This is a genomic window from Prochlorococcus sp. MIT 1307 (assembly GCF_034092395.1).
Taxonomy (GTDB): Bacteria; Cyanobacteriota; Cyanobacteriia; order PCC-6307; family Cyanobiaceae; genus AG-363-K07.
Map to the genome: position 1 here is coordinate 832,151 of NZ_CP139301.1, position 23,225 is coordinate 855,375.

23 protein-coding genes, 1 tRNA gene and 1 pseudogene are annotated in these 23,225 nt (G+C 38.9%); 9 read left to right on the forward strand and 16 right to left on the reverse strand.

Annotation, left to right across the window (positions count from 1 at the left end; all coding sequences use genetic code 11):
* The first annotated feature begins 406 nt into the window (after positions 1 to 406).
* The 3 genes from SOI82_RS04320 to SOI82_RS04330 all read left to right on the forward strand — a co-directional run bounded on the left by SOI82_RS04320 (position 407) and on the right by SOI82_RS04330 (position 2,534).
* Entirely contained in the window at positions 407 to 598 is a 192-nt protein-coding gene (locus SOI82_RS04320) for a hypothetical protein (protein ID WP_320668139.1), read from the forward strand.
* The gene (locus SOI82_RS04325; protein WP_320668140.1) at positions 595 to 801 is read left to right on the forward strand and encodes a hypothetical protein; all 207 of its coding nucleotides are present in this window, start codon (positions 595 to 597) and stop codon (positions 799 to 801) included. The genes SOI82_RS04320 and SOI82_RS04325 overlap by 4 nt, the downstream gene beginning before the upstream one ends.
* A 1,052-nt stretch (positions 802 to 1,853) precedes the next feature.
* Entirely contained in the window at positions 1,854 to 2,534 is a 681-nt protein-coding gene (locus SOI82_RS04330; protein WP_320668141.1) for a tetratricopeptide repeat protein, read from the forward strand.
* 234 nt (positions 2,535 to 2,768) lie between these two features.
* Here the strand turns inward: SOI82_RS04330 and SOI82_RS04335 are convergent, their stop codons facing one another.
* Positions 2,769 to 5,417 (reverse strand): hypothetical protein, encoded by a 2,649-nt coding sequence (locus tag SOI82_RS04335; RefSeq protein ID WP_320668142.1) that lies wholly within the window; start codon positions 5,415 to 5,417, stop codon positions 2,769 to 2,771.
* Between the two features lie 306 nt (positions 5,418 to 5,723).
* Between SOI82_RS04335 and SOI82_RS04340 the strand changes: the two genes are divergently transcribed.
* Both SOI82_RS04340 and SOI82_RS04345 read left to right on the forward strand, forming a co-directional pair.
* Entirely contained in the window at positions 5,724 to 6,050 is a 327-nt protein-coding gene (locus tag SOI82_RS04340) for a hypothetical protein (RefSeq protein ID WP_320668143.1), read from the forward strand.
* A gap of 770 nt (positions 6,051 to 6,820) precedes the next feature.
* On the forward strand, positions 6,821 to 7,615 hold the full coding sequence (locus tag SOI82_RS04345) for an ion transporter (RefSeq protein WP_320668144.1): 795 nt from the start codon (positions 6,821 to 6,823) through the stop codon (positions 7,613 to 7,615).
* Between the two features lie 269 nt (positions 7,616 to 7,884).
* Here the strand turns inward: SOI82_RS04345 and SOI82_RS04350 are convergent, their stop codons facing one another.
* The 4 genes from SOI82_RS04350 to SOI82_RS04365 all read right to left on the reverse strand — a co-directional run bounded on the left by SOI82_RS04350 (position 7,885) and on the right by SOI82_RS04365 (position 9,288).
* On the reverse strand, positions 7,885 to 8,145 hold the full coding sequence (locus SOI82_RS04350) for a hypothetical protein (protein ID WP_320668145.1): 261 nt from the start codon (positions 8,143 to 8,145) through the stop codon (positions 7,885 to 7,887).
* Positions 8,146 to 8,179: 34 nt separating this feature from the next.
* Positions 8,180 to 8,314, reverse strand: coding sequence for a hypothetical protein (locus SOI82_RS04355; RefSeq protein ID WP_320668146.1), 135 nt, complete (start codon positions 8,312 to 8,314; stop codon positions 8,180 to 8,182).
* Between the two features lie 18 nt (positions 8,315 to 8,332).
* The gene (locus SOI82_RS04360; RefSeq protein WP_320668147.1) at positions 8,333 to 8,530 is read right to left on the reverse strand and encodes a hypothetical protein; all 198 of its coding nucleotides are present in this window, start codon (positions 8,528 to 8,530) and stop codon (positions 8,333 to 8,335) included.
* Between the two features lie 110 nt (positions 8,531 to 8,640).
* Positions 8,641 to 9,288 carry a recombinase family protein gene (locus tag SOI82_RS04365; protein WP_320668148.1) on the reverse strand — a complete coding sequence of 216 codons (648 nt, stop codon included), beginning with the start codon at positions 9,286 to 9,288 and terminating at the stop codon, positions 8,641 to 8,643.
* A gap of 218 nt (positions 9,289 to 9,506) precedes the next feature.
* Between SOI82_RS04365 and SOI82_RS04370 the strand changes: the two genes are divergently transcribed.
* Both SOI82_RS04370 and SOI82_RS04375 read left to right on the forward strand, forming a co-directional pair.
* Positions 9,507 to 9,737 carry a hypothetical protein gene (locus SOI82_RS04370; RefSeq protein ID WP_320668149.1) on the forward strand — a complete coding sequence of 77 codons (231 nt, stop codon included), beginning with the start codon at positions 9,507 to 9,509 and terminating at the stop codon, positions 9,735 to 9,737.
* A 46-nt stretch (positions 9,738 to 9,783) separates the two neighbouring features.
* Positions 9,784 to 10,068, forward strand: a complete 285-nt coding sequence (locus SOI82_RS04375) for a galactose oxidase (protein ID WP_320668150.1) — start codon at positions 9,784 to 9,786, stop codon at positions 10,066 to 10,068.
* 1,120 nt (positions 10,069 to 11,188) lie between these two features.
* On the opposite strand, the pseudogene SOI82_RS04380 reads toward SOI82_RS04375, so the two are convergent.
* From SOI82_RS04380 to SOI82_RS04400, 5 genes and pseudogenes are all read right to left on the reverse strand, one after another.
* A pseudogene (locus SOI82_RS04380) lies at positions 11,189 to 11,305 on the reverse strand (helix-turn-helix transcriptional regulator); the annotation flags it as partial.
* A gap of 49 nt (positions 11,306 to 11,354) precedes the next feature.
* On the reverse strand, positions 11,355 to 12,128 hold the full coding sequence (locus SOI82_RS04385; RefSeq protein ID WP_320668151.1) for a class I SAM-dependent methyltransferase: 774 nt from the start codon (positions 12,126 to 12,128) through the stop codon (positions 11,355 to 11,357).
* 819 nt (positions 12,129 to 12,947) lie between these two features.
* Positions 12,948 to 14,396 (reverse strand): hypothetical protein, encoded by a 1,449-nt coding sequence (locus SOI82_RS04390; protein ID WP_320668152.1) that lies wholly within the window; start codon positions 14,394 to 14,396, stop codon positions 12,948 to 12,950.
* 124 nt (positions 14,397 to 14,520) lie between these two features.
* Positions 14,521 to 14,605: transfer RNA gene (locus SOI82_RS04395), tRNA-Ser, on the reverse strand.
* Between the two features lie 81 nt (positions 14,606 to 14,686).
* Entirely contained in the window at positions 14,687 to 15,715 is a 1,029-nt protein-coding gene (locus SOI82_RS04400; RefSeq protein ID WP_320668153.1) for an extracellular solute-binding protein, read from the reverse strand.
* Positions 15,716 to 15,866: 151 nt separating this feature from the next.
* On the opposite strand from SOI82_RS04400, the gene SOI82_RS04405 reads away from it, so the two are divergent.
* Both SOI82_RS04405 and SOI82_RS04410 read left to right on the forward strand, forming a co-directional pair.
* On the forward strand, positions 15,867 to 16,532 hold the full coding sequence (locus tag SOI82_RS04405; RefSeq protein ID WP_320668154.1) for a Fe2+-dependent dioxygenase: 666 nt from the start codon (positions 15,867 to 15,869) through the stop codon (positions 16,530 to 16,532).
* A 95-nt stretch (positions 16,533 to 16,627) separates the two neighbouring features.
* The gene (locus SOI82_RS04410; protein WP_320668155.1) at positions 16,628 to 16,870 is read left to right on the forward strand and encodes a hypothetical protein; all 243 of its coding nucleotides are present in this window, start codon (positions 16,628 to 16,630) and stop codon (positions 16,868 to 16,870) included.
* Between the two features lie 234 nt (positions 16,871 to 17,104).
* On the opposite strand, the gene SOI82_RS04415 is transcribed toward SOI82_RS04410, so the two are convergent.
* The 6 genes from SOI82_RS04415 to SOI82_RS04440 all read right to left on the reverse strand — a co-directional run bounded on the left by SOI82_RS04415 (position 17,105) and on the right by SOI82_RS04440 (position 23,110).
* On the reverse strand, positions 17,105 to 18,643 hold the full coding sequence (locus SOI82_RS04415; protein WP_320668156.1) for an iron uptake porin: 1,539 nt from the start codon (positions 18,641 to 18,643) through the stop codon (positions 17,105 to 17,107).
* Positions 18,644 to 19,021: 378 nt separating this feature from the next.
* On the reverse strand, positions 19,022 to 19,906 hold the full coding sequence (gene glyQ / locus SOI82_RS04420) for a glycine--tRNA ligase subunit alpha (protein WP_320668157.1): 885 nt from the start codon (positions 19,904 to 19,906) through the stop codon (positions 19,022 to 19,024).
* A 433-nt stretch (positions 19,907 to 20,339) separates the two neighbouring features.
* Positions 20,340 to 20,615, reverse strand: a complete 276-nt coding sequence (locus SOI82_RS04425; RefSeq protein ID WP_320668158.1) for a hypothetical protein — start codon at positions 20,613 to 20,615, stop codon at positions 20,340 to 20,342.
* A 65-nt stretch (positions 20,616 to 20,680) separates the two neighbouring features.
* Entirely contained in the window at positions 20,681 to 20,947 is a 267-nt protein-coding gene (locus SOI82_RS04430) for a hypothetical protein (RefSeq protein ID WP_320668159.1), read from the reverse strand.
* The gene (locus SOI82_RS04435) at positions 20,947 to 21,630 is read right to left on the reverse strand and encodes a hypothetical protein (protein ID WP_320668160.1); all 684 of its coding nucleotides are present in this window, start codon (positions 21,628 to 21,630) and stop codon (positions 20,947 to 20,949) included. The genes SOI82_RS04430 and SOI82_RS04435 overlap by 1 nt, the downstream gene beginning before the upstream one ends.
* A 331-nt stretch (positions 21,631 to 21,961) precedes the next feature.
* A complete protein-coding gene (locus SOI82_RS04440; protein ID WP_320668161.1) occupies positions 21,962 to 23,110 on the reverse strand; it encodes a hypothetical protein in 1,149 nt (382 codons plus the stop codon).
* Positions 23,111 to 23,225: the final 115 nt, after the last annotated feature.

Sequence of the window (23,225 nt, forward strand, 5' to 3'; positions counted from 1 at the left end):
GTCCTATTAATCCTGAAACCGGTTCTAGACTTTGAGCATAAATTACATGTAAAATCCAATATATATTGCTTAAAAAAGATATCGAAAGAATAATTATATTAGTTACTATAACAAAACTCCAAAATTCCTGCCTGCTAGATTTTCCAGAGAAATCAGGTGATATAAGTGTTGATCGGGCAAATCAATATCGACCAACACTTTTCTTAAATGTATAAGGTACTTATGGAATTCATACTCTTACTATTCCTTTTATTTCAACCAAGTTCGTGATCCGCAAACAACGATAAAAGTATTTTTAATAATAGTGCTTGAAGCACAAGCAACGACTAATAGATTCACTATTGGACGGATATCTGACGGCCTCCACTGTCCTCACTAGTGTATCTAGGTAGAGAATGACGGCGGAATGAAAACAGAAAGTATCCCACTTCACTTAGTTTTGAAGAAAAGCAAACAAGTTTTTTTCCATATTCCAGGAGGCTTTCCAGCAAATATGGAAATTCCAACTTGGATAAAATCTTTTCCTGCTGGCTACAAAGGTATTGTTGAGCGATGTCAGAAAACTTTCTATCGATTACGGGCGGGGGCAAATTTATGACAGTCGACTGGAAAGAATCAGATAGTCCAGCATGGCGAGAAGAGTACAAGGTGCTCAAAGGAACTGTTCCAATTGAGGACCTCAAACTTCTAGAGGAAGGTGCAAAAACAATGAAACAAGCATGGAGGCTAGGTGCCCTTCATGCTGAATACAAACGACTCAAGAGGAATCAACCACCAGACCTTCCAAACTTCAATCGATGAACTTTTCAAATGCTTGGTTCATTTTTGCTCCAACCATGGCTTCATAATTTTTTTGTAATTGGCAACATAATTATCACTAGAGTCTCTACCAAAGAACGACGCAAATGAAACACAGTACTTAGAAGCGAGGCAGAATAAATATCAACACTTTTTACCTCAATGATTGGCCAATCTCAAACATTGATTTCCTCTTACGCAAAATGATTAAGTAAGGCGACTTTGCTGAGGAAATTTTAGGAGGCCACTTTGTATTTCCCGTTTTTTTAAATGGTTTGCGAACTTCTATCTACATAATTTTTTTACTATGAACTGGGACAAAGCAAGGAAATAAAGACATAGATTAGTGATGTACTTTTATTCCTTTGTAGTCGATTGCTTTGGCTTCAGTAAAACCTTAAGAAGGGAGTGAGATTTCGTTCACCCCCTTTTAGTCAAGGACTTACTTTCTAGGCTAATCGTACTTAAACTCCTAAAATAACCTTAACTATCCAGCAGCAGGGTTAATAGTGGTAAATACCTTATGTAGGTATTAAGAAAGGCACCCTTTTAATGGGGAAAGGTGAGTGCCTTTCTCTAGATGTCAGGACCGATTGTTTTGTGAGTAGTGCCCTGACAATTTTGTTCTACACACAACCAAAGCAGGTCGTCAGTAGGCAAAAGTGCCTTATTTAGGCTCAATTGCAGGAGTAAAGAGGAAATTAGCAGAACTGGCTCTTCATGCAATTGCATTAATGCTTTTCTAAATCAAAAAGGGGTCCAAGGTCTTCCATCAGTGCATTGAGAAAGACAGGAGCAACAGGAAGAGCATTTCTGCTGCAGTGACTTAACACAATGGAAGAAGAGCTTTACAAGAAGTGCTTGCTACTACTAAATATTTGAATTCATCTATTCAGGAATGATTTAGGAGCCAAGTATGATCTATATAAAAAGGCATTGCTGGTCTTGAAGTTGGTGGTTATCCTAAAAACCACCAACTTGGGGCTTAATAAATACGCTCTTTTGAAGAGAGTTAGAAATCTCTCTACCCTTATAGTTGGAGTAAGCCGTTCTTAATGAAACTCCGCAATACCGCCATTGCTCTAGGAGTTGCTACTGCCACTGCTACTGGTTTGTCTCTTCTTAACGTAGAAAAAACAATTATCATAAAATCAACAGCTGTTTTGGTTACTGGAGGGTTGTTGATTGATATAAATAAGATAAAAAGTTCCTCTGAAAAGAAAAAAAAAGAACTCGATTATATGAAAAAGAAGTTGGGTCAGCTAAAAACTGTTTCTGCTGACCAGAAAAAAGCAGCAGAGGTTTTGTTTAAGAGTGGCGAAGTAAAGCATGATAATCAAGAATATGAAGAGGCAATACGTGATTACACCAAGGCAATAGAGTTTGATCCTAAATACGTAGAAGCTTATGAAGAACGTGGTAATGCTAAAGATTCATTAGGTAAATATCAAGATGCAATATTGGATTACAGCAAAGCTCTTGAAATCAATGCTGATGATGACAATATTTATAATTATCGTGGCATATCAAGAATCCTCCTTAATGAAATAACCAATGCTTTAGAAGATCTAAACAAGGCGTTAGAAATCAATCCCAACAATATCAATTCTTATATTATCCGTGGATATGCTAAGCGTCTTTCAGCAGATCTAAAAGGTGCGTGTAAAGATTGGAAGAAAGCAGCAGATTTAGGCGACAAAGATGCTACCAAATTATTAAAAAAGTATTGCAAATAAGTTTACCTTAATGGCTATATTTGGCTTCCTGGAAAGACAAAGTTGAAAAGTTTGCTATCGAAAGATAAAAGTCAAGTTCAGATTTAAGCTAGGTAAGCTATCGACTCTTCTAAACTCCTACAGCATGAAATGTGAACTAGCAGAGTGTCGGTCGAGTTTGTGCAAAATTGGATTTCCATCAAAAGATAAGGCCCACATCTAAGAAAAACAGAAGTATTACTAACAAGCTTCCACTTAGCGAACAATGAAAGCCAACGCAGTCAGAAAGATAGTTGAGGCAAGCACTCCAACAGAAACAAACCCAACAATCTTCCCCGTATTCACTGATATAGAAATAGTGAACAACTTATTTCCTTTCTGACGTGCCTGCTCAGAAACAGCCTTTGATGACTTACTAAGGGTTATTTGACTCTTTTGAGAAGGTTTCTTCTTCACAACAACTTTCCTTTCAGCTTCTCTCTTCTCTTCTACAGCTTTCCTCTCAGCAGCTTTCCTCTCAGCAGCTTTTCTCTCAGCGGCGGCTTTCCTTTCAGCTTCTCTCTTCTCTTCTACAGCTTTCCTCTCAGCGGCTTTTCTCTCAGCGGCAGCTTTCCTCTGAGCAGCTTGCTTCTCTTCTAGAGCTTTCCTCTCAGCAGCTTTCCTCTGAGCAGCTTGCTTCTCTTCTAGAGCTTTCCTCTCAAAGGCAGCCTTCCTCTCAGCGGCGGCTTTCCTTTCAGCTTCTCTCTTCTCTTCTACAGCTTTCCTCTCAGCGGCTTTTCTCTCAGCGGCAGCTTTCCTCTGAGCAGCTTGCTTCTCTTCTAGAGCTTTCCTCTCAGCAGCTTTCCTCTGAGCAGCTTGCTTCTCTTCTAGAGCTTTCCTCTCAAAGGCAGCCTTCCTCTCAGCGGCGGCTTTCCTTTCAGCTTCTCTCTTCTCTTCTACAGCTTTCCTCTCAGCGGCTTTTCTCTCAGCGGCAGCTTTCCTCTGAGCAGCTTGCTTCTCTTCTAGAGCTTTCCTCTCAGCAGCTTTCCTCTGAGCAGCTTGCTTCTCTTCTAGAGCTTTCCTCTCAAAGGCAGCCTTCCTCTCAGCGGCGGCTTTCCTCTCAGCTTCTCTCTTCTCTTCTGCAGCTTTCCTCTCAGCAGCTTTTCTCTCAGCGGCGGCTTTCCTTTCAGCTTCTCTCTTCTCTTCTGCAGCTTTCCTCTCAGCAGCTTTTCTCTCAGCGGCGGCTTTCCTTTCAGCTTCTCTCTTCTCTTCTACAGCTTTCCTCTCAGCGGCAGCTTTCCTCTGAGCAGCTTGCTTCTCTTCTAGAGCTTTCCTCTCAAAGGCAGCCTTCCTCTCAGCTTCTCTCTTCTCTTCTGCAGCTTTCCTCTCAGCAGCTTTTCTCTCAGCGGCGGCTTTCCTTTCAGCTTCTCTCTTCTCTTCTACAGCTTTCCTCTCAGCTTCTTTTCTCTCAGCGGCGGCTTTCCTTTCAGCTTCTCTCTTCTCTTCTACAGCTTTCCTCTCAGCTTCTTTTCTCTCAGCGGCAGCTTTCCTTTCAGCTTCTCTCTTCTCTTCTGCAGCTTTCCTCTCAGCGGCTTTCTTCTCTTCTGCAGCTTTCCTCTCAGCTTCTTTCTTCTCTTCTGCAGCTTTCCTCTCAGCGGCTTTCCTCTCAGCGGCTTTCCTTTCAGCTTCTTTCTTCTCTTCTGCAGCTTTCCTCTCAGCTTCTTTTCTCTCAGCGGCAGCTTTCCTTTCAGCTTCTCTCTTCTCTTCTGCAGCTTTCCTCTCAGCTTCTTTTCTCTCAGCGGCAGCTTTCCTTTCAGCTTCTCTCTTCTCTTCTGCAGCTTTTCTCTCAGCGGCAGCTTTCCTCTCAGCTTCTTTCTTCTCTTCTACAGCTTTCCTTTCAGCGGCTTTCTTCTCTTCTGCAGCTTTCCTCTCAGCTTCTTTCTTCTCTTCTGCAGCTTTCCTCTCAGCTTCTTTCTTCTCTTCTACAGCTTTCCTTTCAGCGGCTTTCTTCTCTTCTGCAGCTTTCCTCTCAGCTTCTTTCTTCTCTTCTGCAGCTTTCCTCTCAGCTTCTTTCTTCTCTTCTACAGCTTTCCTTTCAGCGGCTTTCTTCTCTTCTGCAGCTTTCCTCTCAGCTTCTTTCTTCTCTTCTGCAGCTTTCCTCTCAGCTTCTTTCTTCTCTTCTGCAGCTTTCCTCTCAGCTTCTTTCTTCTCTTCTGCAGCTTTCCTCTCAGCTTCTTTCTTCTCTTCTGCAGCTTTCCTCTCAGCTTCTTTCTTCTCTTCTGCAGCTTTCCTCTCAGCTTCTTTCTTCTCTTCTGCAGCTTTCCTCTCAGCTTCTTTCTTCTCTTCTGCAGCTTTCCTCTCAGCTTCTTTCTTCTCTTCTACAGCTTTCCTCTCAGCTTCTTTCTTCTCTTCTGCAGCTTTCCTCTCAGCTTCTTTCTTCTCTTCTGCAGCTTTCCTCTCAGCTTCTTTCTTCTCTTCTACAGCTTTCCTCTCAGCTTCTTTCTTCTCTTCTGCAGCTTTCCTCTCAGCTTCTTTCTTCTCTTCTGCAGCTTTCCTCTCAGCTTCTTTCTTCTCTTCTGCAGCTTTCCTCTCAGCTTCTTTCCTCTCAGCTTCTTTCCTCTCAGCTTCTTTCCTCTCTTCTGCAGCTTTCCTTTCAGCGGCTTTCTTCTCAGCAGCAGCTTTCCTCTCAGCTTCTCTCTTCTCTTCTGCAGCTTTCCTTTCGGCGGCTTTCTTCTTATAGCTTGCGCGCAGATCTTCTAAATACTTTTTTTCAGCAGCTTTTTTCTCAGCAAGTGGGTTCGCCTCTTCTGCGCTCGCCTCTTCTGCGCTCGCCTCTTCTGCGCTCGCCTCTTCTGCGCTCGCCTCTTCTGCACTCAAATCATCTGGTGCAAATTTGTTTTCGGCATCTTCGTTAGTCTCTGCCACTACATAATCTTCAAAATATGACCTTATTCTTATTCGAGTACTCGGCTCATAGCAAAAATCACTGCAATCAATACAATTTTATTACAATGGGATAGGGTCGGAAGAAAGCACTAAACCCAAATAATCGAAAACCGCAGAAGAAGGAAAGTATGGTATTTGGTTGGTCTCCTTTAGTTCCTTAAGTAAGCTTGAGGTCAAAAACACCATTTCTACAGCAATGACCCCAAAATTCATTAGAAATATTTATCTTTTTTTTTAGCCCTTTTAATTGTTTTTTATCCAGTAAGAACAGATGCTCTTCTACCTATGTCCCATAGTTGGGTTGAGGTACCAAAAAGTGAGTATGGACGGCAATTGTGGGACAAGAATAATGTTCACAAAAATCAAAATGGTTCTATTAGAGTGTTCAGTAAATTTATCCCCAAAAACAGTACAGAAATTACGCAAGACATTCTTTACACAATGGATATAGATTGTTCGGAGAACTCCTTCAAAGATATTGCAGTAGGGGCAACCGAATTCAATGAGTTCACGAACAAAGATTCAAAGTGGAAAGATCCCAATGGAGACAGATTAATTATTGGTGTAATCAATCAAGTTTGTAATTTCAGAAAAGATGGCAATGTCCCCTAATTAATCTTAAACTTAGAGTGAGACTCCTGAGAATATGTTATAGTGCCTAGATCACCTAGAAAGGTAAATATTGAACGGTGTTTTTCGGAGATGAAAATAGATCGATAAGCAAGCCCCATTAAGTTGCTTGGTCCATATTTATGCTTGTATTACTTTGATTAGTCATCCTTCTGAAAAGTATTACCTATAAACATAAGAAGGACTGCAAAGTAGGCACTGAAAGCATGAGTTCTCATAATAATGCCAAGTATAATTCTTGGCATTTCTGCAAATACTTTGTGTTTAGCTGCCTGTGGATCCATCCAGATAAGTTAAAAGCGGAGAGGGTATCCATCGATTTGACACCAGAATGGTCTCCTATAAACAGATATTGACAAACTTTCTGACCTTAAAAAAAAACACCCTGCAACATGCCCTGCAATAGGTTTTACATTCAATTGACGGCATTGAACTATCAAATTAGACCTTTAAAGTGAAAGGAAGATGAGAGTTAAAGACTCGTTCTATCTATTTGCTCTTGCACCCAGTTTTTGATATCAGCTTCCACCCCCTTTCAAAACTCCCAGTACTCGTCCCACTCATCCTGTAGTTCAGCGCTTGATAACGAGTTATAGAAACCCCTCCACTTCTTTTCTGAGTTGGCATCTGTGGCAACTAAGGACACCAGTAGATCTATTGCCTGTTCTTGGTGATGGTCACCAAGCGATCAAAAGAAAACCCAACAAGATCTGCCTAACCTAAAGGAATCCTTGTTCAGTCTTTAGTAAGTGATGAATGAACTCCGTCTGAGAATCTATGAACAGATAATTAACAAGACACCAGATGGTAGAACTTCTTTGTTCAATAAAATATGTGGTGTTACTATTTTTATTTCGATCTTTTTTGCAGTCATAGTTACTGAGAATTCAATAGATTATAGATTTGGTGATCAGATAGACCTATTAGATTGGATAATTGGTGGCTTATTTTGTATTGAATATATCTGTCGCCTATGGGTAGCACCTCTTGAAGATAAATATGGCAAAGGATTGAAAGGTGTTTTGCGTTACATGATTTCGCCAATGGCAATTATAGATATCATTGCAATCGTACCATCCTTTATTGGTGTTCGCGCTGAGTTAAAGATTTTAAGAGTCATCCGCCTACTTCGAATATTAAAGATTGGAAGAAGTGAGAAATTTAAACAAAGTATATTTCACTTCAACTATGCCCTTCGATCAAAGAGTCAAGAACTACAAATTTCAACCTTTTATACAATATTGCTCTTGCTAATTAGTAGCACCTTTATGTATCTTGCCGAGTCATCTATTCAACCAGAGTTATTAGGATCAATTCCCAGATGTCTATGGTGGTCAATTACAACGGTATGTGCTGTTGGATATGGCGACTCAATTCCTATTACAGCACTTGGGAAAACAATTGCATCGGCAACTTCTCTTATGGGTATTGGTGCAATAGCAATCCCTACAGGAATACTTGCTTCAGGTTTTAGTGAGTCACTGAGTATTCAAGAGAAGGTGCTTAAAGAAGAAGAAGCATTAGAAAATAATTCAAACGAGAGTTGAAGAGGAAACATCTTATTCAGAATTTCATTCGGTCAAAACTCACTTAAAAAGTGAGCACCAGTTTGTAGAGCAGTTACTTAATTGCTTTCCGATTAAGGACTGGAAAGAAAAGGAGGGAAACTAACGAATAAAACCCAAGATTATTTTACCTACCAGAACCACAAATATTCCTTCTGCAAAGAGCAACCAAGCAATCGTGGAGTTATTTAGACCCAACCTTCTATACCTATCAATCGTCGCGTCATGCAGTTGCCGTATAGAAGCAAGCATCACTTACCTAGTTGAGAGCGAAGGACTAATTGCCGCTTGAGTTTCACATTCTCACCCTTTAGTTCTTCCATCTCTTTCTGGTATTTATCTATCAAGTCCAGCGTCCACTTCCAGTCCTTCTCTTTGCAGTGTGCTCTCGCGGCATTCCAATCCATAGTTAATACACCGGATTTAGGGCAACAACTTTGGTGGTGGGGTTTCTTGACTCCGCCGCCCTTTTTTGATCTTGAGGGTTGCTCACAACATAGGTCTCTTTCCAATTCTTACCGCCTACGTAGAACGTGACTTCAACCTTCATCGGTTTCTATCCTTAGTGAAAATTCTGGTGATTACAAGATTCATCGCCACAAAGAAAATCACCAATCCAATAGTGGGAGCAAAGATAAACACAGCATCATTCATGCCGCCGCCACCTCCTGGAGAAGGCATAAATGCTGTCTCTATACATCACACTTGCCCTCTATATTTCTTGAACTCTTCTAAGTCACTTGTAACTATGCTCTTGTAATCATCAGGAAACCTTTCCTTCATTATCTCTGGAATTGCTAAGCAATCTGGATAGGGATTATGCAAATAAAAAATAACTTCCTTCTCTTTCTTCAAAACAATGTAATCAGATAGTCCACCTATATTTTCTTTAGTCATACTGCTGCCTCCTTAAGTAAACGATAAACGTTGTCTCTGTGAATTTTCAACTTCTTGGCGATTACTGTTGCACCTAAACCTTCTGCTTTCAGTTTTTTTGATTTTCTTGCTCATACCGCCACCGCACTCTCTTCTTGATCCACGATGATTCTGCGGATGGTTGCTAGGGCAAGACCCGTTTGTGCCCTGATATTGCGATAAGAGCAACCTTCATTCCTTAATCGAACAACCAGACCTTCTTTTGCAGTATTGGTTTTAGGACGACCTCCTAAAGATGCGCCTATTTCCTTTCTGTACTGAATCGATTCTGCTTGGCGTTCAGCAATCATCGAACGCTCAACCTGATTCAACCCTGAAAGCAAACCGATAAGGATTGGAGCGAACTTGCCGAGTCCTCTGGTGTTAATGAGTCCATCCAAAGTTCTTACATGCTTGTCTTGCTCTTGTAAGTCGTGGAGAACATTGATCGTTTCTTTTTGAGTGCGAAACCCCCTATCAAGTTTGACGAAAACAATTTCATCGCCTTCTTTTAAAGCTCCTAATGCCAATTGAAGTTGAGGGCGGTCGATGTCCTTCACTCTTGTGCTGATGGTCTCTTGGAAGATTTGGTCGCAACCTGCTTCTCTCAATGCAGCAACCTGCGCTTCCAAACCGAACTTGGATGATGCGGAAGAGGCCCTTGCGTATCCAATTTGCTTGTAAGTGGGTTTATCTATCAGCAAAGGAGAGGGTCGTTGGAATCCTTGGAACTTGGTCAAATTATTTCAGAAACCTGTGTTACTAATACCATAGCAACTAGAACACCTTTATGAAACACTATAAACCTTTATTTTATTGAAGTTTTGCATGCCATATACGGCGTTCATTATCGACATGGTAAATGAAACGATACAATTAGAGCGTTGAGAGGTCGGACAACCTCTTTCTTGGTACACGTGTACTATAGGGACTTCCTGCTCAACAAAATGATTTGGCTATGACTAATTCTGCGTTCGACGACTGGTTCACGTATCTGCTCCAAGTCGTTTTTCTCTTTACCGAAGCAATCACAACTCTCCTTTCATTCCCAAAGAAAGGAATCTGGATTGACTCCAAAATCGAACTCCAAAAACTCACCGTTAAACAACTCAAAAAAATGCTTGCTGGTCACAAGACCAACAACCTCAAAAAAGACCAACTCATCGATTTGGTTTTAACCACCGCCTAACCACCATTTGACCTCTGAACTAACACCCTTTAAAGAGTGGAAAATTATGGCGTGGAAAAAAAGAAAAAGATCAGTTGCACCCATTCCAACCTCTGAAGAACCAGAGGAGTGGGACTACTTCGACTATGGGGAACTTCAATACTCAAAAGGAAGTGCTGTTTGTATGACCTGCGAACACTTCACTTATTGCTCTACCAAAAGTTGCGTGACTCTTTTGACTTGTCCTATTCACCGCAAACTCATCCAGCAAGGAGAACACCTAACGAAGCGGTGCAAGAACTGGCGAAAGAAGCGTGTTCTTGAAATTGGATGGTGCGCAGAAGTTGCTTAGTCAGGACACATCGACTTTGTGTTTTCAGTCAATTGCAAGATGTGGAAAAAGATACAAGCGATTTGCCCCCAAACAGTCGTCAGAAGAAAGACCGATGCCGGTTGGGTCGGTCTTTTTTTGCGTCACAAACAGGTACTTCTTCCAGTTGAATCCTTATCTCAGAGGAGTAGAACTAGATCAGGAGTTAAGGCACGACGGTTCGAAAAAATAAGTGCCTGACTCAAAGGGGGTGACGGAAATCTCACCCCCTTCTTAATGCCTTACTGAAACCAAAGAAATCCACTAAGAAGGAAGGGCAACAAAGTTCTATCCCCTGCCTCTAATCCCTCGATAGGAATACATGACTGATGACGCGAAGGCAATGACCAAAAGGGTTGTTCTTTCTGCAGTAGTTCTTCTCCTTTCCCTTTGGGTCATCAGAGCACTAATCCCTTGGGTCATAGTTGCTTTATTGAGTTATTGGGTCTTCCAGTGGTTGTCGACAAGCAATTGAGTGCAGATATATGAAAGAGGGTCGAACAACAAATCTTGTAGTCAATGCTTTGGACTTCTCTATTGAGCTATCTGGTTTCAGAAGAACCCAAACACAATATGAATGCACACATTTTTAAAAAGACTGAACTATTCTGAATATATTCGAATAATCAAATCCAGCGATATTCCTTTTTATTGATTTGATTCTGATTTCCATAACGAATTCTGATCATTCATAAGACGTAGTTAATACGTAGAAGGGTGTTATTTTATTCACCAAAAATATACTCGTATAAACAATATTGAATGAAAGAATTAAATGCTTCTAAAAATACCCTACCGGACCATTTATACCCTAACATTCAAGTTGAAATACCCTACTATTTAAATTGCATTGTGTTGCCTTTGTGTGGATGTGTCTGAAAGGTTGAGCCGCTAAAACCTACTGCACCGCAAGCGATTTGAGACTGTGTGGTCCTGTGTGAAAGAGTTTAAAACGGAGAGGGTGTCTGTCGAGTTCGGCGAAATTTAGACTGCTACAGACGGGATTAGACAGGTTTTACAAATCATTCCTGAAATACCTACAACGGATTTTAGACTGTATTGACGGGGTTGGATAACCGATTGGACAAGAAGAAAGGAGGGTTTAGCCCCTCCCCTTATCTATTTGTTCTTGCATCCATTTCTGTACATCTAACTCTAACCAAACCACCAAATTTGCACCTATTGCTATTTGTTTAGGGAAGGTCCCAGCGTAGAGTTTGTTGTAGACAGTTCCCTAATCATTCCTTATTAACGATTATTAAATACCTTCAGGAAAAAGACAACCCATACCAAGCATGCGTAGTGGCGAGACAATCTTTTTCTTTAAACTTAAAATCGTCATGAAGAAAAACAGATTTATCATTTGTTTTTAAAAGATTCAAAATAGAACTATCAACAACCTTTTCTGAAAAAATTGTTTTCATTTCTAAATCAGCAAAAAGTTGTTGAAAGTCATCATCTCTCAAGCGATTCATATACATATAGCGATTTCCTGCTAAAGATTTGAAATCTTGACTAGAAAATCTAAGGAAATGTATTAAGGATATATTATGGTCAGAATGAGCGAAGTGATCACTATAATCTATAAGATTTAAGCACAAACCATCTTCAGATAAGACTCTTTTTATTTCGGGGAAGATTCCAGAGATTTTATTCTTTGGAATATGCTCTAAAACATTAGTTGATATTTGGAAATCAAAGTATTTATCCCTAAATGGAAGTCGAGTTGAGTCACATGGAGCAATATAACGAATGCCAATTGAATTTAAAAAACCTAATATTTGAGCTACATTATCTAAGTTTTTGGTAGACAGTACTAAATCAAGTCGATGAGAATCTAATTTTGGAAAATCTTTTTTTATTATATCGATATTTTCAACGATGGACTTAAGAGAGTCATTCCAGATATCAATAGAAAAATATGGATTTAAATCAACACTTACAACTTCTCTTGCACCTTGAATATATAGCGAGAGTGGAAGTATTAGGCTTCTTCCTGCCCCCAATTCAAGGAAACTCTTTCCTTCAAAATCTATTGACATGCCACTTAATATCTCAAGGATCTTTCTACCCTTAAGAAGGCTTGGGAATGGGTCTACACTTTTTAAACCTCCAAATTTTCTTTGAATTAGATAATATAACTTATATGATAAATCAGAAGGTAAGGATGCAATACTTCTCTGAATTAAGGATTTTACTCTATAATCCATAAAAGCAATAATGACTCCTATCTATAGGTTTCAAAATAATTAGCATTATTATATCTTATAGACACTTTGAACAGATTATCCTTCGGTTCAAGTGCTCTGAGATCGCTGTCTGTGAGTGCCATATTGGGATAAAGCTAACACCAAAACTAGAATTAATAGCCTGAATTGACTGGACTAGAAGCACAAATCACTACAACCACTGCTAATACTAAAATCTTACTCCGCCTCAGAAAAGGTTAGCTTACTTGAAAACGGAGAGGGTGTCCGTGAGGTCGTACCAAAAATTGACTCTATGAGACGGCATAGGACGACCTAACTTCAAAAAGTATTAGTTTTCCCTAGCACATAATTGGCTCTGTATGGGACGCACTAAAACCTATTAGTATAATTGGAAATTACTGGTTCTATTGAATGAACAAAAACCAAATTTAAAATGATCCTTACTTGAGGATTTATCAACTAGGTCCATTGGTGAATCCATACGACATTCTCTAAAGAAATTCTCAGAGAATTTGCTGAGTTCTTGGCAAAGAAATTGATTCCTCTTTTAAGCCAGCGTGTAGGGCTTTTACTCTTGCTTTAACAAAAACTTATATCTGCTTAAGCCAAACCAACCTATTCAGCAAATAATCACAATTCTTGATCGCTAGATTATTTCTTTAATGACCTAACAACCTTCAATAGAGTTCTTATAAACAAAGTTATTGTTGCAATGTCAAAAAAGAGCAACCATGTAAACCTTTTACCCATATTATTCAGTGTTTCTATTGACAACGTTCTAGTAGCTAGCGACCATCCATTTCGAGACACTTCTTCAAACCGTGCATTAACATTTAAAGTGTCAAAGCCATATTGGTTATGAAACAGAAATCCTAAGCATTCTGATTTCATCTTAAGCATTGGGATCTTAGTAGACTTAACAAAAATATTATTAAGATAATCAATTTTTACTGTATACCCAAGATCATCTAATAGTATATAAACGGGTTTAAAAAATTTTATAGGGCTCAGAAAGGAAGTAAGTCTTAGTAGAAATAAATTGTTGTTTTTAATAATGCGTGAACGATATCGCCGAAATCCATCTTCTAGATTTTGATATGTTTCCTCTATATAGCTATTTAGCTCTCTATTTTTTACAGCTGTTATTTGGGCGTCCCAGAAATTACAAGCATTAGCAGTATCACAATACTCACTCTCCAGTTTAAAGGTGTCGCCAGGCTTCATAACAACAATAGTGGCACTTTGATTATCAAATGACTTGACTATGTCCCAGGGTTTATTTATGGAATCATTCATATAAAAATTATCTTCATTAGAGAAGAAAATAAAACTAGCAAATGGAATTGTTATTGATGGTTTCAAAACCTCGACCTGAGTCTTAATATTCTGAATTTTTTCATTTGCAGCATCTTCTCGCCAAGCTTTATTGCTCACACCTCCTTTCCATGCAGCATAACTAAATTGAGTGAGTAAAACATCGATCTCACCACATATATTTTTCACTTCGAGCGCTCTAGTCTTATCTCTAATTTGACAATCGTTTATGTTTAATATTGTATAGTTCTCACTTTTGACAAGTAAGGCTGAATCATAAAAACCATCTTTTAAACACTGAATAGAAAAGTCATCAGACAGTTGAATATCACAATTAAAACTGATTTCTTTATATCTAAATTTGTTAACTCCCAAAAACGAGATCACTCTTTTGTCAATGGTCTCTTGAAATAAGACGATAATGCCTCTGTCTCTAATTATTTGTCCATATTGCTTAAAAAAAGATATAGAAAAGTGATCTGGATGTTCATGAGAAATCCATATATGACTAACTTTGCTTAAAAGATTTGCTATTTCCATAGGGTCATTTTCATAAAGAAGTTGCCATCCTTTATGAAAAGCATCCCCTCTATACCAGGGGTCTGACAACAAAGCTATCTTATTATTAGATATTAAAACGGAAGCATGGTTTACAAATTCAATTGTTGTAGCTTGCATTGAAGTATTCACTAATAAATAATCTATATAAGTTAGATTATATAGTGTAAGTATAACAATGCCAATTACTAATCCTTGTTCTATCAAAGCATCACACCAAGCGACCACATTTTTCCTAAAGTTGAACTATCCTAAATACTGGTGGATATCTCTTAACGCTTAAAACAGTAGTTACTGCAACGTATTCACGTGAAAGTGACACGTCAAGACAACTCCTGACAAATTAATTGAACGGAGAGGGTGGGATTCGAACCCACGGACGGTTTCCCGTCAAACGATTTCGAGTCGTTCGCTTTCGACCACTCAGCCACCTCTCCATAGGGGTTTTGAACTATCTAGAACTTTAATGGGTTTTAGGTAAATATATATATATATGAGAAAAAGAGAAAATATTTTATTTATTGCCAGCCAGATTTAGCCATCAAGTTAATAGCCTTAGCATTAAAAATACCTAACTGGTTGATAGTTACATTGTCTGGGCGAAATGATCCAAAACTCTTAACTTCTTTAGAGGTGTTAGCACCTCTTAATGGATGCTCAAAAGTTGGACCTGCTAACCCCCTGCTACCTGTTGGCGATGCAAGGTATTCAAGCAGTTGAATAGCCTCATTTTTATTCTTAGCATATTTTGCAATTCCTGCTGCACTAACATTTACATGTGCAGGTTGCGGTGTAATGACTTTTACTTTCTTGGCTAACTTTTTATCCTTACTTCCATTAACACCTGCCAGCATGCGGGCAACATAATAATGATTAACTATTCCTACTCCACAGCTTCCCTGAGAAACAGCACGGATTAATCCGATATCACCCGGAAAATAAGCCTGAGAAACATTCGCAATCATTCCCTTTAACCATTTTTTAGTGTCGACTTCGCCTCTGAGAACTAATTGATTAGCTACTAAAGACTGGTTATATGGGCTATTGCGTTTACGTAAACAAACCTTTTCTTTAAGTAATGGACTAGCCAAGTCTGAATAATTACTAATTTTTGAGATATCAACTCTTTCTGGATTGGCTACCATTACTCTTACTCGCCTTGTTAAGGCATACCAGCGTCCTTGAGGGTCTCTGTATTGCTTAGGAACTTCTTTATCAAGCTTGGGAGAACGATATTGCTGCAAAAGGCCTTTTTTGGCAGCATTACTAATCCTTGCGGCATCCACTAATAGTATGATATCAGCCTTTGAACTTGAACCTTCTCTCTTTAATCTCTCAACTAAAGAAATCCCAGTTGCTTCGATCAGCCTGACTCTAATTCCTGTTTCCTCAGAAAACTTTTTAAATATCTTCCTATCAGTATTGTAGTGACGGCCTGAGTAAACTCGAACTTCTCTTGTTTGTGCTTGAGCTGCATGTCTTAGCCCAAGCCCTACTGAAAAACTTACTGCTATCGCTGCAGGAATAAGACGTCTTGCTGAAATCATTTCTAATCAACAATTAAAACCCAATCAATACATTATCTTGGGAAAACAAAAGCATCATCATGTTCAGCGTTTTATACTTTAGTTTGTGTCAAATGTTTCATCTGCCGTCAGGTTGGCTCTTAGCCATTAGAAATATTACCTAATTAAATCTATGGATTACTTGATCCACACTTTGCTATCAGAGTCGGCATCCAAGTCTTTATTTGACAAGCTTCTAAAAAATAAATCCAACTGGCAAGATGGAAAAAGAACAGCTGGCTCTCATGCTGCCAAAGTTAAAAAGAACAAACAGCTCGAGAAAGAGTCAAAAATAGCTTTGGAATCCAGCCGAGAGGTAATAAACATGATCACAAGGGATCCTCTTTTAAAAAGCTTCTGCCTACCCAGGCTTGTTCATGGTGTGATGTTCTCTCTAACCTCTACTGGTGATAGTTATGGCGATCATGTAGATAACGCATACATGAGCTCTGGCAGAAGTGACCTTTCATTTACACTTTTTTTGACGGATCCAAATCATTACAAAGGTGGGGAACTTTGCATACAAAGCATGCAAGAGGAAAAAGAGATCAAATTAAAAGCAGGTCAAATTGTCATCTACCCAAGCACTAGTCTTCATTGCGTAAAAGCAGTCTCCAAAGGTGAACGATTAGCCTGCATTGGCTGGATACAAAGCTACGTCGCTAGCAATGAGGATAGAAACATTTTGTTTGGTCTTGATGCTGGTGCGCGTGGATTACTTGCTGAGCATGGGAAATCTGCGCAGCTTGATCTAGTTTTCCAGGCATATAACAACCTTTTACGCCGTCTAGGTAACTAGAAGTATCAATTAGTACAACTTCAAGCCAAGTAAGTTACATCATCTATTGCTGAATAGAGTCACTATAAGAGTTCAAGAAATTTTAGAATTTTCAGATGCCAAAAAAATCCCCTGTAGCTATCTTTCTTGCCGCATCTGCAATGCTTGCATCCAATGCCCTCATACCTGACCTATCTCAGGCCGGAGAGCAAAGTGAAATGGGTGGTCTAAAAGAATGGACTACCGATCAAGATATAGACGAAAAAAGCAAACTTGATGATGAGGCCAAAGCAGCTGCAAAAAAAGCTAAAAAAAAGGACATATGTATTCCTATAGGTGAAGGTGAAAACTGCTGGTAAGAGATTGGGTAAGAGATATATGAAATTTTTTAGCCTCATTATTAATTAAGAAGATAAAAATTTTTCCTATAAAAGGAGGCAATATTTTTCTTCTGACCACTTATCCAGAGCTAATATCTCACTACCTAAGTTCGGGTAATAAACATTTTCAAAAATTTAAAATGGTTTCCAAAAAAAAAAGCCCACAGAATGTGGGCTTTTTTTTTGGATCGTCTACTAGCAGTAGCTAATAGATCAGAACTTGAATGTGGTCTGAACTAGACCACCGAGGATGTCATCATTTTCTCCAGTCGAGACATCTGAACCACCAAAGACGGCAGGTGTAACTGTGATGTTGTCAGAGACTTTATAGTCGTAATAGGCTTCCCAAACGAAGTTGCCTGCGGCATCATCGTCATTGCCCTCATGTTTACCTTGGATCTCCGTTGCATGCGCACGGGAACCGAAAGCTACTCCTGCTCTGTTTCCATCAACGAACACGTCATCCCACATAAGGCCAACCATCCAAGCAGCAGTTGCTTCAACTGAGTCCTGACTATCATCATCATCGATGTCCCTAACATCATAACCAACCTGAATAGCAGGAATCATACCTACGTCTTCAGGCTTCCAATAGGCTCTTGCGGAATAACTAGTCGCATTACCTGTGCCCGCGTTATTTCCTTTGTCAGTTGCGTAGTACTCTTGCCAAGCTTTACAACTTTCAGTGTTGGTACCGCTTTTGTCATTGCACATCTCATTTGCTACTGCAAAAGAGACCTGCCAACGAGGGGCACCATACTCAAACTTAGTTAACCACTTTTGTTGGGCATCAGTGAAGATACCACCGCCTTCGTCAGTAGCATTTGATGCACCTTTTGAGACGATGTTAGTACTAACAGCAAATCTTGGTTGAGTAGGGTCATCAACTGACTGAGTCCATGCAACACCAAAACCACCATCGGTACTTGCAGCATAAGCACCTGAATTGCCACCCAAAGCAAATTGCTTCATGACTGGCTTATAAATAGAAGGAGAACTGGCCAACATGTAGTAGTTCTCGATCTTTGGTCCTGCCCAGACTGTGAAGTTTTCACCTACAGGGAACTGGTACCAAATCTTGTCCACTTTCAACGCATCGGCGTTGTTATTAGTAGCACTGAGGTAATTTCCGTAGGTTTTACTCCCAAAAGCGGAGTTTGAAAAATTACCTGTCTTGATCCTGGTATACAGTAAATCCTCACCAGTAAAGCTGGTATTTAGATTTAACTGAGTAGTGTAGTTAAAAGTCAGAGATCCATCATCTTGCTCAGCGTTACCTGAGTTGGTGTCTCTGCCATAACCACCTAAAACGAAGTAGGTCTTACCAGTTAATTTAGTAGTCGTAGAGAACATACCGGCCTCGAATTCACCAACCCGAGCCTCGAGCCCATCAATACGTCCCTTAATCACAGCAAGTTCAGGGCCAAATTCATTAATAAGGCGCCGCTCCTCTTCATTGACCTGAGCAACATTGCCAAGGCATTTATTTAAAAGAGCCGCAGCTTCATAACGAGTCATGCTGCCAGAAGGATCAGCTGCTGCACAACCATGACGCTCAGCCAAATCGGTCAACGCCTGGTACGCCCAATCTGTGGGGTAGACATCTGAGAACTGAGATATGCTCTCAACTACACCGGTTGAATCGGAGTAGCTGGAAACATCATTGATGTTCAGCTCAGCGGCAGTAGCTGCAATTGGAGCCATTAAACCCAAAGCAGCAGGTGCCACCAGCAATTGCTGGAAAAGTTTCATTTAAGTTCCTCACACAAAAAAGCCCTATAAAGGGCATATACATTCTATTCTGAAATAGGTAGTAATCGCCACACAAAAAATTATTCCTGTATCAACAGAGCCCTGCAAAGGTAACAAATTATACTCACCTTAATTACTGCTCGATATCAAGAAGTGTTGATCCATAAAATAATCTTAATTCCTCAAATTAAATCGAATCACAATTTACTAAAACACCTCAAAAAAATCACTACTTCACCAAAGACCCTTTGTCTGATTGAAGCCTTCAACAAATGCCCATCTGCATTTGCGGTTAGAATGGAAAGTCCAATTCAAATAAGTTGTTCGAGATCAATCTCCCTGTAATTTGAAATATAAGTAAAGAACACTGATGATTTGCTATTGATTTGGGGAAATTTGCCTGTCTAAAGGAAACCCTAGAGATTCTCTTTCAAGCAACCATTCTTCTGCTACTTTGCGAGATAAAGTTCGAATCCTTCCGATTGTTGCTGTTCTTTCTGTTACTGAAATCACACCTCTCGCCTCAAGAAGATTAAATACATGACTACACTTGAGAACAAAGTCTAAAGAGGGGATTGGAAGTTTTTTTTCTATTAAATCTTTAGCTTCAGATTCATATAAATCAAAAAGGCTTTTCAGGCGAGATGGGCTTGAAGCCTCAAAATTATATTTACATTGTCCCTTCTCAAACGGAAGCCATATTTCTCCATATTTCAGAAATTCATTCCAACTTAAATCCCAAATACTTTCAACATTTTGAAGATACATCCCTAATCTCTCTAACCCATACGTGATTTCTATAGAAACTGGTTTGCAATCTAGGCCTCCACACTGTTGAAAATAAGTAAATTGAGTTACTTCCATGCCATCCAGCCAAACCTCCCAGCCCACTCCCCAGGCTCCAAGTGTTGGAGACTCCCAATTATCTTCCACAAATCGAATATCGTGCTCCTTCGGATTAATTCCAAGTGCTTCCAATGAAGAAAGGTATTTTTCCTGAATCTCATCTGGCGAAGGCTTAATTAAGACTTGATATTGGAAATAATGCTGTGCTCGATTTGGGTTTTCTCCATATCTTCCATCAGTTGGCCTTCTGCAGGGTTCAGGATAAGCAACAGCCCAAGGCTCTGGGCCAATTGCTCTTAAGAATGAATGTGGACTCATTGTTCCTGCACCCTTTTCTGTGTCATATGGCTGCAAAAGCAGACAACCTTTTTCAGCCCAAAAAGAATTCAGTGCTTCGATTATGTCCTGGAAATGCATATGTCTATCCTATCCAGTTGCGGCAAGGGTTTTCAGCAGTCACATCCATTAATAGAGTTTTGATAGGTCTCTGAAACCCCAGTAAACAGGTCTCAAATTGATAGGTCTGTTGATAGATGGAAAACTGCATACCCCATTGTCCCAAATAAGTGGTGCTATCAACAGGGTGCATAGGTGAATCCATACGACATCGCGGACATTATGCTCAAGAGAAATTTCAGCAATGTTGTTAAGGGTTAAACAACCTTTGACTTCTTGATGGCTGCCATACAATTTATTAATACCTAATACGATTCAAAAACATTCTGAATATGAAATTTATGTTACTTGCTAAAGGTCTATTAATTCCACAAAGCAAATAAAGGATATAACTTATCTCATGTACAAGTAGAGATTAAATCTAAAATAAGCACCCTTAAACTATTACTTGCAGCTATGTCTCTGATACTTCGACATCATCGGTTAACTCTTCACTCTTAACATCTACCACCTGACTATTTAATAAGGGTTGCGCAATTTCTAAAACCAATGCAATTAGTCCCCGAAGATCTTTATAGGTTTTGGACATATCAGCAGATATATCTTCTATAACCTTTGAAATGTCCATTGCTATTTCACTCTCTCTATTAAAGCCAAGCCAAACTACTACAGTAATAACTACCGTTGCAATGGTAATGCATAGAAGAGTAAATAAAATGGCAAAAATCATTTAAGAACTACTTTTCCCCAAGAATTACATTGATTGGAGTTAAATGCAAGAGAAGACCTGGAACTTTATTTCCTATCTTCGTCTTCATCTCCTTTCGCTGGAATACTAGTTTTCTCAATATCTATTGAGGGCTCAACGCTAGCTTTAGATGTACTTACGTCTCTTTTGAATAGTCTAAAAAGTCCTGTACTAGGAAGCCTTTCTCTTGCATCATTAATTGCTTCGTTAAAAAGCTTCCCTGCGCTTTGATTACTGCTTTCAATACCTCTAAGCCTAGTCATTATTTGCCAGACAATTATCAAAATAAAAATTGCTTCAAGTGTTTGTGCCATTAGCAAGTATCCTCCTCAAGAACTTTGATACCTGGACTCCCATCTATTGCTCCATCAGATGCATTGTCTTGATCTTCTTCACCTTGGAGGTCTAGATCACACTCCTTCAAAGACACTTCTTTTTCATCTATAAAGCAATGCACAGTTTGATTCCCTGGGGGTTTCATTACTTTGTCTTTTGTCAATTCTTCGGAGTCACTATTCATAACACTTTCTTTGACTTCAGATAGTTTAGTATCAAAGAATAATTCTAGGGACTGTTCTCCAGTCTTTTGTTTATCTTCCAATGAGTCTTTTGATTCAAAAAAGTCAATTGGTCCAACTGAAATGGAATCAACAAGAGGTGTCCCCGAATCACTGTTTAAGGCGGGTTCTTCTTTCAAGGCTTGGTTAATTAATGGTGGTTCAATTGGGCATTCTTCAAGTAGATCATTGCTAAAGGCTGCTTGAGCAGCAGGCTCTTCAATAGAAGGGGTATTTTTCTGGTCTGTTCCGGTTGAATAAACATCAACAAGAGATTGCTTAGCAGGAGAACTTAGTGATTCCTCGGCTTCTTTGAGAGCTTTGTCAACTGTTTCATCTGATTTAGATTTGTTGTTCTCAGCCCTACCTTCTTTTCTATTTAAATAATTCAAATATTCAAAAAGGAGATATACAGCTGCAATCAAAAAAAGTAGCTTCATCTTCCGTTAGGCCTGTATAAACACGATACCAATAGGTAGCTTAAAAACGAATGAGTACTTATTGCACTTTTTTATGCTCTAAATCGTCTTCGGGTTGAAGATCGAGTAGAAGTCAAAGTTGGAAAGCTTTGGATAGACTAATAAAACAGGTTATGCCTCTATGCTGATTCAAAATTGAATAATATTTTCCCAGAAAAGTAATTATTCAACAACCATTGATTATAATCATTTTTTAATCTTCGATATTTTTGCAGATTATGAAATTGCTCTTATCAAATGATCTTAATCATTTTACATAAGAAAAGTATCTAAATGCACTAGGCCGGCTATTTTAATAAAGTCCGCTCTCGTTTTTTTTATCGTACTTGCTAAGTTTCTTCTTTAAATATTCAGCATAAAGCCTGTTACCTTCAATATTAAAATGTGGGTCATTTTTCCAAAAAATATTCTTCTTCGCATGATTCATTTCAATATATTCTGCAAAATCCCAAGACAAACCATTCAAACTTTCTACATAAAGATGAAATCCTTCATAGGTTTTAGAGGTTGAGGCTCTGTCTGGAATAGTAGAAAAGATTAGTTTATAATTATTTTTTCTTGAATGTTCAATCCATTGTTTTATAAACATCATATTGCTTCTAGCTATTGGGTTACTCGTTTTATATGAATCCAAATCAAAATCAGAATGGCCATACGAGGGTTGCTTAGAATTTTTATCGAAGAAAATCGCCTTTATTTTCTGTATTGAGTGGTCCAGAACAATAAAAGAAGCTGACCAATACTTAAGACTTGTTATTCTTCGATATAATATTTTTTCATGAGTCTGAGAAGTCATCCAAGTTTTAAATCTAGCTTCAATTTCTTTAGATGGAATTATGATAATCTTTTTATTAACTATCTTCTTAAAATCAACTTGATATCCTTCCATCACAGTGGTTTTAGGGTACATAAAATCATTTATCACATCGTTGTGATAAACGGAGACAATGACAATTTTTGGGCTATATCCTAATTTATTTTTGATATCTTTAAACTTTGAAAATTGATGCCCCTGCCCAGTATGCGTAACACCACACTTTGCGACTCTTAATTGTGTCGATTTTTCAATTATTGTGCCAAATTTTTTATCGAGAGGTGCGTATCCCCATGTAAAACTATCCCCTGCAAGATAAATATCATATTGACTCTCTTTGCTATCTTCAAAGTCAAAACACCCTAGAGAGTTTCCCCACACATAATAAGCTTTGTATTCTGTAGGTTTAGATTTAGCTAAAATTTTAGAAGAAGAAGGTCTTATATCAAATCCTCTTTCTACGTTCGCTTTATGATGGTACCTTGGGTACCCTCGTCCTATTCCATCTCTAGGGTTTAAATATCTACCATATAAAAGCCTAACTTTTTGACGACCAAAAATAGCTCCTGAAATATCAAATAATGCTATTCCAAGTAAAATTTGAACCCCAAGTGTCTTGAGCTTCATGCCTAAAGTTTACTATCAATAAATGGGGTTAGCAAAGAATCTCTACGTACTATAAGCAAGTCCGACAAATCATTAATTAGCTCAGAAATGTATTTCATGGTTGAATGATACTTTT